At 38.2% G+C, this 13,571-nt stretch carries 15 protein-coding genes; 5 read left to right on the plus strand and 10 right to left on the minus strand.

What is annotated here, in order from left to right; translation table 11 throughout:
• Position 1 precedes the first annotated feature (1 nt).
• Positions 2 to 1,162 (plus strand): glutathionylspermidine synthase family protein, encoded by a 1,161-nt coding sequence (locus AC0JIQ_RS16340; protein ID WP_474202251.1) that lies wholly within the window; start codon positions 2 to 4, stop codon positions 1,160 to 1,162.
• Between the two features lie 175 nt (positions 1,163 to 1,337).
• Here the strand turns inward: AC0JIQ_RS16340 and AC0JIQ_RS16345 are convergent, their stop codons facing one another.
• The 3 genes from AC0JIQ_RS16345 to AC0JIQ_RS16355 are packed head-to-tail and all read right to left on the minus strand — an operon-like array spanning position 1,338 to position 3,071.
• Positions 1,338 to 2,171 (minus strand): SDR family NAD(P)-dependent oxidoreductase, encoded by an 834-nt coding sequence (locus AC0JIQ_RS16345; protein ID WP_474202252.1) that lies wholly within the window; start codon positions 2,169 to 2,171, stop codon positions 1,338 to 1,340.
• Positions 2,172 to 2,183: 12 nt separating this feature from the next.
• A complete protein-coding gene (locus AC0JIQ_RS16350) occupies positions 2,184 to 2,567 on the minus strand; it encodes a DoxX-like family protein (protein ID WP_474202253.1) in 384 nt (127 codons plus the stop codon).
• Positions 2,568 to 2,597: 30 nt separating this feature from the next.
• The gene (locus AC0JIQ_RS16355; protein WP_474202254.1) at positions 2,598 to 3,071 is read right to left on the minus strand and encodes a hypothetical protein; all 474 of its coding nucleotides are present in this window, start codon (positions 3,069 to 3,071) and stop codon (positions 2,598 to 2,600) included.
• Positions 3,072 to 3,258: 187 nt separating this feature from the next.
• Here AC0JIQ_RS16355 and guaD point away from each other — a divergent pair, with 187 nt between their 5' ends.
• The 3 genes from guaD to AC0JIQ_RS16370 all read left to right on the plus strand — a co-directional run bounded on the left by guaD (position 3,259) and on the right by AC0JIQ_RS16370 (position 5,751).
• A complete protein-coding gene (guaD, locus tag AC0JIQ_RS16360) occupies positions 3,259 to 4,575 on the plus strand; it encodes a guanine deaminase (RefSeq protein ID WP_474202255.1) in 1,317 nt (438 codons plus the stop codon).
• A 224-nt stretch (positions 4,576 to 4,799) separates the two neighbouring features.
• Positions 4,800 to 5,327 (plus strand): hypoxanthine phosphoribosyltransferase, encoded by a 528-nt coding sequence (hpt, locus tag AC0JIQ_RS16365; RefSeq protein WP_004660534.1) that lies wholly within the window; start codon positions 4,800 to 4,802, stop codon positions 5,325 to 5,327.
• A gap of 172 nt (positions 5,328 to 5,499) precedes the next feature.
• Positions 5,500 to 5,751, plus strand: coding sequence for a GlsB/YeaQ/YmgE family stress response membrane protein (locus AC0JIQ_RS16370; RefSeq protein WP_004660536.1), 252 nt, complete (start codon positions 5,500 to 5,502; stop codon positions 5,749 to 5,751).
• A 58-nt stretch (positions 5,752 to 5,809) separates the two neighbouring features.
• Here AC0JIQ_RS16370 and AC0JIQ_RS16375 read toward each other — a convergent pair whose 3' ends face one another.
• Entirely contained in the window at positions 5,810 to 6,508 is a 699-nt protein-coding gene (locus AC0JIQ_RS16375; protein WP_474202256.1) for a DsbC family protein, read from the minus strand.
• A gap of 443 nt (positions 6,509 to 6,951) precedes the next feature.
• On the opposite strand from AC0JIQ_RS16375, the gene AC0JIQ_RS16380 reads away from it, so the two are divergent.
• The gene (locus AC0JIQ_RS16380) at positions 6,952 to 8,133 is read left to right on the plus strand and encodes a PilT/PilU family type 4a pilus ATPase (RefSeq protein WP_004660540.1); all 1,182 of its coding nucleotides are present in this window, start codon (positions 6,952 to 6,954) and stop codon (positions 8,131 to 8,133) included.
• A gap of 70 nt (positions 8,134 to 8,203) precedes the next feature.
• Here the strand turns inward: AC0JIQ_RS16380 and AC0JIQ_RS16385 are convergent, their stop codons facing one another.
• From AC0JIQ_RS16385 to rpmH, 6 genes are all read right to left on the minus strand, one after another.
• Positions 8,204 to 8,539, minus strand: coding sequence for a hypothetical protein (locus AC0JIQ_RS16385; protein WP_004660542.1), 336 nt, complete (start codon positions 8,537 to 8,539; stop codon positions 8,204 to 8,206).
• Positions 8,540 to 8,781: 242 nt separating this feature from the next.
• Positions 8,782 to 10,137 carry a tRNA uridine-5-carboxymethylaminomethyl(34) synthesis GTPase MnmE gene (gene mnmE, locus AC0JIQ_RS16390; protein ID WP_474202257.1) on the minus strand — a complete coding sequence of 452 codons (1,356 nt, stop codon included), beginning with the start codon at positions 10,135 to 10,137 and terminating at the stop codon, positions 8,782 to 8,784.
• 114 nt (positions 10,138 to 10,251) lie between these two features.
• The gene (gene yidC / locus AC0JIQ_RS16395) at positions 10,252 to 12,012 is read right to left on the minus strand and encodes a membrane protein insertase YidC (RefSeq protein WP_474202258.1); all 1,761 of its coding nucleotides are present in this window, start codon (positions 12,010 to 12,012) and stop codon (positions 10,252 to 10,254) included.
• Positions 12,013 to 12,014: 2 nt separating this feature from the next.
• A complete protein-coding gene (yidD, locus tag AC0JIQ_RS16400) occupies positions 12,015 to 12,338 on the minus strand; it encodes a membrane protein insertion efficiency factor YidD (RefSeq protein ID WP_004803336.1) in 324 nt (107 codons plus the stop codon).
• Between the two features lie 9 nt (positions 12,339 to 12,347).
• Positions 12,348 to 12,743: a ribonuclease P protein component gene (gene rnpA, locus AC0JIQ_RS16405; protein WP_004675434.1), complete on the minus strand. Its 396-nt coding sequence runs from the start codon at positions 12,741 to 12,743 to the stop codon at positions 12,348 to 12,350.
• A 27-nt stretch (positions 12,744 to 12,770) separates the two neighbouring features.
• Complete coding sequence (gene rpmH, locus AC0JIQ_RS16410) at positions 12,771 to 12,905, minus strand: 50S ribosomal protein L34 (RefSeq protein WP_000831329.1); 135 nt, start codon at positions 12,903 to 12,905, stop codon at positions 12,771 to 12,773.
• Between the last annotated feature and the right edge of the window lie 666 nt (positions 12,906 to 13,571).

Here is a 13,571-nt window from a genome sequence, read left to right on the forward strand (position 1 = left end):
GATGAAAAGAAAAATATTAGCACCCCGCACAGACTGGCAACTCGAACACCAAAAAATTGGTTTCGATTATTTTAATTTACCTTCACTCGATGGCTCAATTTATTGGTCAGAAGGAATTGCCTACGAATTTACACTGAAGCAAATTGAACAGCTTGAAGATGCGGCCAATGAGCTCCACCAAATGTGTTTAGCTGTGACAAGTGATTTGATTCAACGCGGAAATTATCCTGATTATTTCCAGATTCCAGCTGCTGCAATTGCACAAATCGAGCAGTCTTGGCGACAAAATGCGCCGATGCTATATGGACGTTTTGACTTTGCCTATGATGGGCGCAATATCAAAATGCTGGAATACAATGCTGATACCCCTACAGGACTGTTAGAAGCGTCTGTAGCACAATGGTTATGGATCGAACAGGTATCAGGGATTCCGAATCGCGATCAATTTAATAGTATTCATGAAGATTTAATTAAACGTTGGAAAACGATTCTACCGCGAGGAAGTCACGTACATTTTGCAGCCTGTCAGGAGGCAGGGCGAGAGGATTGGGGCAATCTAGAATATTTAATGGATACGGCTTTTCAAGCGCATCTACAAGTTTCTGAACTTTCAATGGAAAATATTGGCTGGAATGGACAATGTTTTGTTGATCTGAATAATCAACCGATTCAAAACCTATTCAAGTTATACCCTTGGGAATGGATTTGGGAAGAATCATTCTCTCAATATCTGAGTCCACAATCGAATTGGATCGAACCATGTTGGAAAATGCTACTCTCCAATAAAGCGATTTTAGTCGAACTTTGGAAACGCTATCCAAATCACCCGCTTTTGGTTGAGACTCATCATTTTGATCCCCAGCAAAAATTCTCTGGCAAATGGGTCAAAAAACCGATCTTAGCAAGGGAAGGGGCGAATATCCGAGTGTTGCAAGATGGTCAAGATCAAGGGGCTGCTTCTGGTAGTTTCTATTTTGATGACTATGACAAATATGGCTATGTGGTACAAAAATGGGTAGAGACTCCATTATTTTCAGGGCAGCTACCAACGCTCGGTTTATGGATGGTCGGACATCAATGCGCGGGGATGTCTATTCGAGAAGACTGCTATGACATTATTGGCAATGATGCTCATTTTGCTGCCCATTATTTTGTGGAGTGAAATAAAAATGAATCAAGCAAAAGAATTGAATCAAGCTCTCAGAGCCTTTTGCTATTTTTCTTTGATTTAGCCTTTGTTCAATCTTAACAGGCGCTTATGACAGGCTGTTTGGTGATGCAGAATAAGATCAACAACTCAAGCAAGCAGAGACAAGGGCAGAAATACAATGCTAGCGTTATTTGAGATGTTCTAAAGCCGTATCTTTGATAGGATTTCTACGCCAATAATAGGGCTGAAAAAAGCGAATCAATAATCGCCATGGTGTCATCCATACAATACGCACATTCGTCTTTTTATTATTAATGATACCTTGAGCTAAATAGGCACAGACTTTTTCTGGAGGATCAATAATAAATAAAAATAGACGTTTCATTTTCTTCCAGTTCTGGACATTACCATTTTGCCATGAAGAAATCAGTAAATCCGTAGCAACCATACCTGGACTGAGTGTTCCAACCAAAATCGGAGTAGATTTACTTTCTCTGTAAAGTGCCTGACTAAAATAACCGATTGCTCGTTTTGTCGTGCCATATACCGTCATGCCCGCACTCCATTCACCTCGACTACCCCAACCCTCCATATTAAAAATCTGTCCAAAGCCCTGTTTTAGCATACCTTGTAAAGCAATTTGTGAACCTAACATCGTTCCCAAAAGATTCGTCTGTAGTACGCTATCCAGTTCATATTCCGTCATCCCTATAAATGCTTGGGTGGCATGACAATTACCTGCATTATTAATCCAAACATTGATTCTGCCAAAATGCTGAATTGCTGTATTCCATAACTGCTGTAACTGATTTTTTTGTGTGACATCACAACATAAACCTAAAATATTTTTGCTCTCAAACTGCTCAGTTAATTGCTGAATTGTTTGTTGTATTTGTTCTTCATTTCGAGCTGAAATCACCACAGCCCATCCCAAATTCAAAAAGGCTTTTGCCAACCCCAAACCAATCCCTTTACTGCTCCCTGTAATCACCACACAATCCAGCGAACCGACATTACTCATGTATCTATACCTCTAATTTAAGTCTGGCTGACGAGATAGCATCAAGAAAATACAAGATAAACTGATCATAGCAAGATTCATGACGACAGGATTAAAAGCTCGAAGTAAAGTATCTGGAAACAATAGCCCAATTAAAATAAGCAGAAAAAATAGTCCTAACATACTCAGATAATGCATAATCTTGTGAGAGATCATCATAAAGCAAAGCCCAAATAGTATTTCGGCAACTCCTGTGGCTTGACCTGCCAACTTAGCAAATTCAGGTGATAATCCCATCCATTGCCAAACTGCAATTTCATCAGGACTGGTAAAAATTAGTTTAGGAATCAAACCTTGATAGACCCATAAAACTGCCAAGATGATATTGATAAATTTTAGAATAATGGCATCTTTCATGGCACACTCTCAGATCAAAATTGTGCTGATTTAAATCCTATGCGCTGCAACCCGTTTCATATAAGACACCAAACGGGTAAAAAATAAAATTTGCAGAAAAATGGTAAAAGCCGAAACACACCATTCGTACCACATTTCAAATGCGGTTTGCGCTAAACCAAAATATTGATAAATTCCCAATAAAACTAGCCCAAAAACAATTCCAAACACAGTATTTTGCATCAAAATAGGAAAAGACAACGCCGTGACTCGATTTAAGAAATGGACACCTTGATCAGCACCATTGGCTTGATAAGTCCGCTGAATCCCAAACAACATAATCAAAAGAGTCAATGCAGCTTCAATCCCAATAACTCGAATATCAGAATAAGGCGAATACATACCGTAATAGTACACAGCACTCACCACCAATGCCGCTGCGAGATAATAGTTTTTATAATGTTGTTTACTTAGAGTGTCCTCAGCCAACTCATGTGCTAAAGCTTTGGTATTCCAATAATACATCTTTATTTTTTCCAAAAAGTATAATTATTGCTGACAATTTACGTATTTACACCGAAAAGTAAAGTGAATTGATTCAATCAATTACTCATACCTAGCTCTGCTTTCTATACTTAAATTAGACGAATAATCCAGTAAAACCAGCAAAATCGAGTACAATCAATTGAAAAAAGTAAAATTGTAGGTTGTTATGACTTTGGCTACTCCCATCACTGTTATTCGTGGTCGCTTTTTAGATATTCAAAAAACTGTTGCTCAAGCTGCTGAAATTGCCGATCAAGTCCGTTATCTCGAAGATGGTGTCCTCATCACGGAACAAGGCAAAATTCGCTGGTTTGGCACGTGGAACGACGCTCAAGCCCATATTCCTGCAAACGTTGAAATTCAGCATTATCCAGAACAGTTGATCATTCCGGGCATGATCGATACCCATATTCACTTTCCACAAACTGAAATGGTCGGGGCCTACGGTGAGCAACTTTTAAGCTGGTTAAACACCTATACCTTTCCAACTGAAATCCAGTTCAAAGACCAAGCCTATGCGACAGAAATTGCGCAATTCTTTGTCAATGAACTACTCAAAAATGGCACAACCACTGCACTAGTATTTTGTACGGTTCATCCTGAATCAGTAGATGCTTTATTTGAAGCCGCAGAACAGCATCAGATGCGTCTAATTGCAGGTAAAGTCATGATGGATCGTCATGCCCCTGAAGCTCTGTGTGATAGCGCAGACAGCAGCTATGACGACTGTAAGGCTCTCATTGAGAAGTGGCATGGTCAAGGTCGTGCGTTATATGCCATCACACCACGCTTTGCTCCAACCTCTACACCTGAACAACTTGAAAGAGCAGGGCAACTCAAAGCTGAACATCCTGATGTTTATGTACATACTCATCTAAGCGAAAATAAAGATGAAATTGCATGGGTCAAAGATCTATTCCCAGTACAAAAGGGTTATTTAGATGTCTATCATCATTATGGCTTAACGGGCCAACGTTCTGTGTTTGCTCACTGTGTTCATTTGGAAGATGATGAATGGCAATGTATGCATGAGACTAACTCTGCAATTGCGTTCTGCCCAACCTCAAATTTATTCTTGGGTAGTGGTTTATTTCCGCTGAACAAAACATGGCAGCAGCAAGTTAAAGTTGGATTGGGAACTGATGTTGGAGCAGGAACCTCTTTCAGTTTATTACAAACGGTCAATGAGGCTTACAAAGTTCAACAGCTTCAGGGTGACAAATTATCAGCTTACGAATCGCTGTATCATGCGACCTTAGGTGGTGCAAAAGCCTTGGATCTCGATGACAAGCTAGGTAACTTTAATGTGGGTAAAGAAGCTGATTTTGTAGTGTTAAATCTCAAGCCAACAGCATTGCAACAATTACGTCAGTCTCGTGCTAAATCACTTGAAGATAGTCTATTTGCATTATTTACCATGGGAGATGATCGAAATGTCGAGGCAACCTATATCTATGGACAAAAAGCCTATAGTCAAAACTAAAATTTTAAACAAACAAAAGTTTGGATTTTTATTGTTGGCTATTGGATGTACGGTGCTATTGAAACGTGACAGTGCATCTGCTCAAAATGAAACATTTTCTTCACCATCAAAAGGTGCATGAAATCTGATTTTGTTTTAAAATTGTCGTATTAGCTCAAGATTTCGAGGTGTTGCAGGTCAACACCTTTTTTATTTTCCCGTTTTTAATTTTTAGGAATCTACCGATGACCATTGCAATGCGCATTATGATTTCAAGTGAAGAGATTCAAGCCAAAGTCAAAGAACTTGGTGACAAAATCAATGCACACTATGCTCAAAGTGATAAAGAACTGGTATTGATTGGTTTATTGCGTGGCTCAGTCATTTTTATGGCAGATTTATGCCGTTCAATCGAAAAACCACATGAACTCGATTTTATGACTGTTTCTAGTTATGGTGGTGGGACAGTTTCAACCCGAGATGTCAAAATTTTAAAAGATCTTGATGGTGAGATTCACGGTAAAGATGTTCTTGTTGTTGAAGATATTATTGATTCAGGGAATACCTTGAGCAAAGTCGTTGAAATGCTCAAAACACGTAATCCAAACTCAATTGAACTTTGTACTTTGGTGAGCAAACCTTCACGCCGTGAGATTGATTTAGAAGTAAAATTCTTAGGTTTTGAAGTCGAAGATCGCTTTATTGTCGGTTACGGTTTAGATTTCGATCAAAAGTATCGTCACTTACCATTTATCGGTGAAATCGGTCTTTGATCAATTATAAAGGCGCTTTAAAGCGCCTTTATAATTCTAGCTTGTTAATCAAAGCACGATAAAGATTGCACAAAAATACGACATAACTCAGCAATCCACTACAGACAGAGTTAGGCTAAATCTAGCAGGATAGTAACAAATAAATACTATGGTAGAACAAGGAGAAAAGGTGATGTGGTCTCTCATTGTAGCGATTGTGGTCGGTTTTTTTGCAGGTTTAATTGCCCGTGCATTGCATCCTGGTGAAGATAAAGCAGGATTTATTGTTACCACCTTATTAGGGATTGCAGGTTCATTATTAGCAACCTATGGCGGTCGCTTACTTGGATTATATGGTGAAAACTCAGCGGCTGGCTTTATCGCATCGGTCATTGGTGCCATTATTATTTTATTTATCTACAACTTGGTCACCAAGAAAAGTTAGAACAAAATAAATTAAAAATGCCCAAATCATTTTATTACAATGCATTGGGCATTTTTATTTATAAACCGAGTTCTTTCCAAATCATCCTAATGTCTTCAGCACTCCGCCCGCCAACCATTTTCAGACCATTCCCAAATATCAGCGTTGGCGTTCCTTCTATACCTAATTTTTTCCCTAATTCTAGATTGCGATCAATCGGATTAGCACAGGTTTTTTCTTTAGGCTGTGCATTCTTCTGCAATAAGTTTTTCCACGCGTAAGCTTGGTTAGGATCACACCAAATCGATTTTGAGACCGTAATCGATTGTGCTTTTAATGGGTACATAAACGTATAAATGGTGACATCATTGAGCTTATCCAGTTCAGCTTCTAATTTCTTACAATAGGGGCAATTCGGATCTGAAAAAATAGCGAGCTGCTGTTTACCATTGCCCTTTACCGTTTTTATTGCATCTTTTAAAGGTAATTGTTTCCAGTCAATTGAATTTTGCTTTAGGACCAAGTCTTTGGTCAGATTCTTTTGATCTTTTAAACGAACCATCGAACCAATAAACATATGTTGGGCATTTTCATCCAAATAAATAATCTGATTATCTAAATTTGCACTGTATAGTCCTATCATTTCTGTTGCTTGAATATTGCTAACATGAATATTGGGATATTGCTGATTTAAATTATTTTTTAAGGTTTCTACATTTGCAAAAATCATCGCAGACGTACAACTCAACAATGAAAATAAAGCGATTCTTTTTAACATGTCTCATACTCAACTCAAAATTAGCGCTATTTTAATCAGCCTCATCATCATAAATTGCACAGCTTACTCAGTCACAACCAAAAGCCAACCAATCATCGTCACGTTTCACGTGGAACATCCGTTTTTTTTAAAGTGGTTTCAATTCACAGATAAAAAAGCTCGTTTTGGTAAGAAAATGACAAAAATTCTCACATTGTATTGATATTCATATAATAAATAAAAATCAAACTAGATCGATTGGTTTATTTTTGGAATAATCCAATCACAATCAGCAAGGCAACTTTTGTAATCTCATTCAGCGTGAATGAAAAGCTATGAAATGACTTACAGAACTTTTGAAACTTCATTTTAAAGAAACAAGGATATGTTTTCCTTTGCATGATTAGTTTTAACTTCACACTATCTGACTCAATCTAGTCTTGTCTTAAAATTTAGGTACATCCATGTATAACGCGGAATTATTAGAAGAAGCCAAAACATTTATGTTTCATATGTTAACCAAAGTGGTTGAATATGGCGGCTCAGATTTATTCATTACAGCAGATTTTCCACCGAGCATTAAACTCCAAGGTTTAATGCGTCCTTTAGGTCAGCAAATTTTAACCCCAGAAAAAACCAAGCTATTTGCATACAGCTTAATGAACGAAAAGCAACGTCAAGAATTTGAAAATGAATGGGAATGTAATTTCGCAATTAACATTCCAGAAGTATCACGCTTTCGTGTAAATGTATTTAAGCAACAACTACAAATAGGCATGGTCATCCGAACTATTACGTCAGAAATACCCACTTTCCAAAAGCTCAAACTTCCAGAATCTTTGAAAAATGTCATGATGGAAAAGCGCGGCCTAATATTGGTAGTTGGAAGTACGGGATCAGGTAAATCTACGTCATTGGCAGCCATGATTGACCATCGTAATGAAAACTCAGCAGGACATATTATTACGGTCGAAGATCCAGTCGAATATGTTCATAAACATAAAAAATCAATGATTACCCATCGAGAAGTAGGTGTAGATTGCCATACTTGGCACCATGCCTTAAAAAATACATTGCGTCAGGCACCTGATGTCATTTTGATTGGTGAAATCCGTGATACTGAAACCATGGAACATGCGATTGCTTTTGCTGAAACTGGGCATTTATGTTTAGGAACTTTACATGCCAACAACGCCAACCAAGCTTTAGATCGGATCATGAACTTCTTTCCAGATGAACGCCGTAATCAATTGCTGATGGATCTTTCATCTAATATGAAAGCGATTATTTCTCAACGTTTGGTCCGAACTCAAGATGGTCAAGGTCGTCGGGCAGCCGTAGAGATTCTACTGAATACACCATTAATCGCAGAAAATATCTTAAAAGGTCAATTTCATAATCTTAAAGAAATTATGACCAAGTCTCGTGAATTAGGTATGCAAACTTTTGATCAGGCCTTATTTGATTTATATAACGAAGGTGCAATTAGTTATGATGAAGCGTTACGTAATGCTGACTCATTGAATGAGTTACGCTTACAAATCAAGCTGAAAAGTACTCGTCAAGAAGGAGTCCCTGCTAGTGCAGCAACTTCTTTAAATATGCTGAAAGAAGACTCTGAAGAGCAAGAAATGCAAGGCGTTTAAATATAAAAACAGCCTAAATAATTTCTATTATTTAGGCTGTTTTTTTATCTAAAGATTTATATTCAATATTTTAGGAATCAATTGAAAATTTCTTCTTTAAGGCATGCCAATAACGAATCATTTTATTCTTAAAATTTATGATAGTTGCTTTAAAACCGACTTCTTTTTTCGGCTGATGCTTTAATCTCTCTTGTAAAAGTTTTTCTTTTTCCTGAATTTCAGCAAGTTTACGTTCTTTTGCTTGTTGTTGTTCTTTAACCTTATCAGCTACAGTCTGACCTGTACCTTTGCAAGGCTTGGATTGGAATATAACAGATCCATTCTCTTTACATTGATAGATCTCTGTTTTCGCATAAATAAATGTCGAAAACATACAAAAAAATACAGCCAAAATAAAATAGTTCACGGTATATAACCTAATATTCATTTTAGAATTTAATCAGTTTCTCATTACTAATTTTAAAATATATTAATTTATATTCACAAGATAAATTAAAGCTATATAAGCAAAATAATGAAACGAATTAATAATTTTTATTAATCTAAAAAATTAATTCTTTATTTGGAGCTAAATAAACAATAAATTCTATAAAAAAGCACTAAGAAGATATTCTTAATGCCTATATAAAATTTTAAACTCTTAAAAAATTACTTTCCAATACAGAACGAACCAAAAATCTTTCCGAGTAAATCATCAGCACTGAAATCACCAGTGATTTCGCCCAACGCATTTTGAGCCAGTCGCAATGATTCAGCTACAAGTTCACCTGCATTAAACACAACTAACTGCTCACGTGCTTCTGCAAGATAGCGCTGAGTACGCTTCATTGCGTCTAAATGGCGTGTTCTTGCAATAAAGGTATCTTCTTCAGGCTGAAAGCCAGCATGCGCTGTAATCGCATCTATGAGTGATTGCACACCCATATCTTGTTTTGCTGAAACTCGAATCTGACGGAAACCTTGATAATCAGTTATTTCTGCATGTTGTCCAGTTAAATCGCATTTATTGCCAATAAGCATCAAACGCTTTGGTTCAATATGCTCTGCGAAATATTCTTTTGCTAATGCCAATGGTTCATCTTTTTGATTTAAGTCATAAACCAACAGCAATAAATCTGCCTGTTCAATTTCCTTGATCGCACGACGAATGCCTTCTTGCTCAACGATATCGCCCGTTTCACGTAAACCAGCAGTGTCAGTTAAGGTAATCGGCAAACCATTTAAACTGATCTTTTCATGCAACACATCTCGAGTGGTTCCTGCAATATCTGTCACAATGGCACGTTCATGGCCCGCCAGTGCATTTAACAGGCTCGATTTACCCGCATTTGGTTTACCCGCAATCACCACCTGTAAACCTTCACGCAATAGCTGTCCTTGACGAGCAGACTGCTGTACCGCTTGAACCGACTCCTGTACCTCATCCAATAAAGCCAGAATCTTGCCATCAGCAAGAAAATCAATTTCTTCTTCAGGGAAATCAATCGCCGCTTCAACATGCAAACGCAAGTGAATTAGTTTTTCTAAAACTGTATTAATTTTGGTTGAAAATACACCTTGCAAAGAGCGAACGGCAGAACGTGCTGCCGCCTGTGAAGTGGCATCAATCAAATCGGCAATTGCTTCTGCTTGCACCAGATCCATTTTGCCATTTTCAAAGGCACGCATGGAAAACTCACCCGCCTTTGCAGCAGTTGCGCCCAAATCCAGTAAACGTGCTAATAGCGCATTCTGAATGACTGGACCACCATGACCTTGTAGTTCCACCACATCTTCCCCGGTAAATGAATGCGGGTTCGGAAAGCACAATACAATGCCTTCATCCATCACCGAGCCATCGGCATCACAAAACTGACGGAAGCCTGCCATTCGTGCAGCAGGGAGCTTTTTCTGGGTCAGTTGCTCTGCTATTGCGTAGGCTTTTGGTCCAGAGAGTCGAATCACCCCCACACCACCACGACCTAATGGGGTAGCAATCGCAGCAATTGTGGTTTGATGTTGCATGTTAAATTCACCTAAAAAACATGAGGGTTATGAAACAGGAACCCTAAATACAGACAAAGAAAAATCCGCCTAAGATTACCATCTTAAGCGGATTTATTCAGTAAAAGTTCGAACTTAAGCGCTCGGCTCAACCTTATTGAGACGGTCTTTTTCGACACCTTTGTTAATAAACCATTGTTGTAAAATGGTAATACTATTGTTGACGATCCAGTAAAGCACGAGGCCCGCAGGGAAGAACAACATGAATACCGTAAACATGATTGGCATGATACGGAATACTTTGGCTTGCATTGGATCAGTTGGTTGAGGATTCAACATTTGCTGAACGAACATGGTCACCCCCATGATCAACGGCAAGATAAACCATGGATCCATCGCAGATAAATCTTGAATCCAACCTAACCACGGTGCATGACGCAGCTCAACAGATTCCATCAATACCCAATACAAGGCTAAGAAAATCGGCATTTGTAATAGCAATGGCAAGCAACCAGACAATGGGTTGACTTGTTCACGCTTGTATAAGGCCATCATTTCTTGCGAGAAACGCATGCGGTCTTCACCAAATTCTTCTTTCATGCGTTGCATTTCTGGTGCAATCACACGCATTTTCGCCATCGAACGATAACTTTTTGAAGAAAGTGGCCATAAAATCGCTTTTACCATAATCGTCAATAAGATAATTGACCATCCCCAGTTACCAACAAGATTATGGAAGAATTGTAGACCGAGGAACAATAATTTAGCGATCGGCCATAACCAACCATAGTCTACAGTTTGGTTTAAACCAGCAGCTAAATCTTTAAGTTCAGATTGAATTTTTGGACCAGCATACAATTTTGCGTCTACTTCCATTGAAGTACCCGCAGGGACATTGATCACAGGAGAGGTAAAGCCCATGATATTCATTTTATCATTAGACTGACGTGATTCTAATTTCGCAGCATAAGGCTGACCATCAGCCTGAGTCAGTTTTAAATTCCCAGGAATCCAAGCACTGACAAAATAATGCTGAACCATGGCAACCCAGCCGCCTTTGGCTTCAACATTTAATTTTTCGTCATTAAAATTAGTAAATTTTAACTTGTTATAATGCGCTTCTGGTGTACCCCAAGCGCCACCAAGATAAGTACCTAAGGTAAAAATACCTTGCGAAGACTTGCCTGGATCATCCGAATTATCACGCTTTAACTGCCCAAACATTTGACCTTGCCAGTTTTGCTGACTACGGTTAATGACTTGATGTTTAACGGTAATTGGGTAATCGCCTTGCGTGAAGGTGAACGATTTGATCACTTCCACACCCTCAGGTGTTTTAAATACCAACGGCACAGTCAACACTTGATGTGTTTTACCATCTTTCGACGCTACACTTTTCGCATCTGCCAAGGTGTATGCTGTTTTCTCAACATCATACATTGGACGACCACCACGGCTGCTATCTGGTCCATTTAAACCAATTAACCCCGATTGAGCGACGTAGGTACGTTTCGCATCACTTTCCAGCATGACAAACGGTTTATCGCTGTCTTTGCTTTCATCATGGCTTAACAATTCAATACGGACAATATCACCACCTTTTGGATTGATCCAAAGGTGATAAAGGTCAGTTTGTACTGAAATCAGTTGCTGACTCACAGATGTATTATGTTCTGTGGTTTGTGATGCAGTCACATTTGCTTGTGGCAAGTCTGAAGCCGCTGTTGCATTTTGAGCGTTTGGCAAATCTGCAGATACTTCATGTACAGTCACAGCCGCCGCTTGTTGTTGCGGTGCTGGTGCAGCATGACCATAATCTTTTTGCCAAGCCAAAATAAGCAAATATGCGGTAACAAACATGGCTCCAAGAATTGCAAATCTGGCCCATTGTTGCATATCTATAATCCCAAATGGTTAGAGAGATTTTGCTTGAATAAACGATCACGAAAGGGTACAGCAACGTGATGCATTTGAGAATCTATTTGATGAAACGAAATAAAACGAAGTGCTTTACGTGGTACTGGATCGTAGCCTGAGCCGCCCCAAGGATGACAACGGCAAATTCGTTTAGTCGATAACCAGACACCTTTGACCGCACCATGTGTTTGCAATGCTTCAATCGCATATTGCGAGCAAGTAGGAATATAGCGACAACGAGGACCCAATAATGGACTAATAGCAATCTGGTAACATCTTATCAACCAATGTAGTAATCGTACCATTGGAGATCTCTAATTTTGTGAGGATGTTATAACAGCTTTTGAATGCTTTTTTGCTAAGCGTTGTAATTTTTGCCAAGCAAACTCTAATTGTTGATGTAATTCTTGATTTGCGATTGCTTCTATACCAACTTTAGGCATTACCACAATATCGATATCAGCATTAAATTGCACTTTGTGTAAGCGAAAGCTCTCCCGAGCAAGACGTTTTATTCGATTTCGTTCATGAGCACGACGTACTTTCTTTTTAGCAACAACAATACCCAAACGGCTGTTTGGCTGTTCGGTTAATTTTGCTAAAAAAAGGAAATGGGGCTGGTGCACTTTAAAAAGTGCACCATCAAATACACTTTTGTAATCAGCAGCACAACGAATACGAGATTCAATGCCGAAACTGTAAAGTGCCATCACCCAAATCTGGTCAGCTTAACAGTATTAAACAGTTAAGCTATGACGACCTTTTGCACGACGACGAGCTAAAACTTGACGACCTGCTTTAGTAGCCATACGAGCGCGGAAACCATGAACGCGTTTACGCTTTAATTCAGATGGTTGGAAAGTACGTTTCATATCGAAACTCCCAAAATGATCTTTCTATAAAGGTCCGCGATTTTATTGTGCAATGTTTACGCTGTCAATGGAAAATCAAAAACTTTACATTTTGTTTGTTCTGTTTTGAAGCAATAAGACACCTAGTAAATATCTCACATAATGGAAAACAAAAAATATACACAAGCTATCCCTTTATATTATATCAATATTCAATTATATTCACAGCTTACATACAGGCTTATCAACAACCAAGATTCTAATTTAAATTTAATTCTTGGATTTTGAATTTAAATTTCGATATGCTTAGTTATCCACAATCCAATCCAGCTCTATAAGTAAATTCAAATTTTAAAATTTAAATTTATTCTTATTAGTGTGTATTTTTTCTGTGGAAATTGCTATTTTTATATGAGTAAACATGGATTTACTTTGTGGATAACCATGTTTTTATTAATTTTATAAATTGTGGATAACTTTAACACTAAAACTATCCACAGCTTGTGCAAAAAGTTATACACAAGTGGTTTTAAATTTAAATTTATAATCAAATGCTTTCTTTTTCGGCAAAAGTCTCATAAATTTGCCTGACAGATGTGGATAACTTGGTTAGAATGGCGACCCCTTCGAAAGATGGGATTGGTGGTTTCTTTATTTTTGAATTTAAAATGGATATTAGGGGATGCA

This window comes from Acinetobacter sp. FB (assembly GCF_056033405.1).

Bases quoted from the DNA above. Each gene is read 5' to 3' on its own strand.
- yidD (WP_004803336.1), bottom strand. From the start codon at position 12,338: ATGGTACGATTACTACATTGGTTGATAAGATGTTACCAGATTGCTATT.
- mnmE (WP_474202257.1), bottom strand. From the start codon at position 10,137: ATGCAACATCAAACCACAATTGCTGCGATTGCTACCCCATTAGGTCGT.
- guaD (WP_474202255.1), top strand. From the start codon at position 3,259: ATGACTTTGGCTACTCCCATCACTGTTATTCGTGGTCGCTTTTTAGAT.
- AC0JIQ_RS16345 (WP_474202252.1), bottom strand. From the start codon at position 2,171: ATGAGTAATGTCGGTTCGCTGGATTGTGTGGTGATTACAGGGAGCAGT.
- AC0JIQ_RS16380 (WP_004660540.1), top strand. From the start codon at position 6,952: ATGTATAACGCGGAATTATTAGAAGAAGCCAAAACATTTATGTTTCAT.
- AC0JIQ_RS16355 (WP_474202254.1), bottom strand. From the start codon at position 3,071: ATGTATTATTGGAATACCAAAGCTTTAGCACATGAGTTGGCTGAGGAC.
- rpmH (WP_000831329.1), bottom strand. From the start codon at position 12,905: ATGAAACGTACTTTCCAACCATCTGAATTAAAGCGTAAACGCGTTCAT.
- yidC (WP_474202258.1), bottom strand. From the start codon at position 12,012: ATGCAACAATGGGCCAGATTTGCAATTCTTGGAGCCATGTTTGTTACC.
- hpt (WP_004660534.1), top strand. From the start codon at position 4,800: ATGACCATTGCAATGCGCATTATGATTTCAAGTGAAGAGATTCAAGCC.
- rnpA (WP_004675434.1), bottom strand. From the start codon at position 12,743: ATGGCACTTTACAGTTTCGGCATTGAATCTCGTATTCGTTGTGCTGCT.
- AC0JIQ_RS16370 (WP_004660536.1), top strand. From the start codon at position 5,500: ATGTGGTCTCTCATTGTAGCGATTGTGGTCGGTTTTTTTGCAGGTTTA.
- AC0JIQ_RS16375 (WP_474202256.1), bottom strand. From the start codon at position 6,508: ATGTTAAAAAGAATCGCTTTATTTTCATTGTTGAGTTGTACGTCTGCG.
- AC0JIQ_RS16340 (WP_474202251.1), top strand. From the start codon at position 2: ATGAAAAGAAAAATATTAGCACCCCGCACAGACTGGCAACTCGAACAC.
- AC0JIQ_RS16350 (WP_474202253.1), bottom strand. From the start codon at position 2,567: ATGAAAGATGCCATTATTCTAAAATTTATCAATATCATCTTGGCAGTT.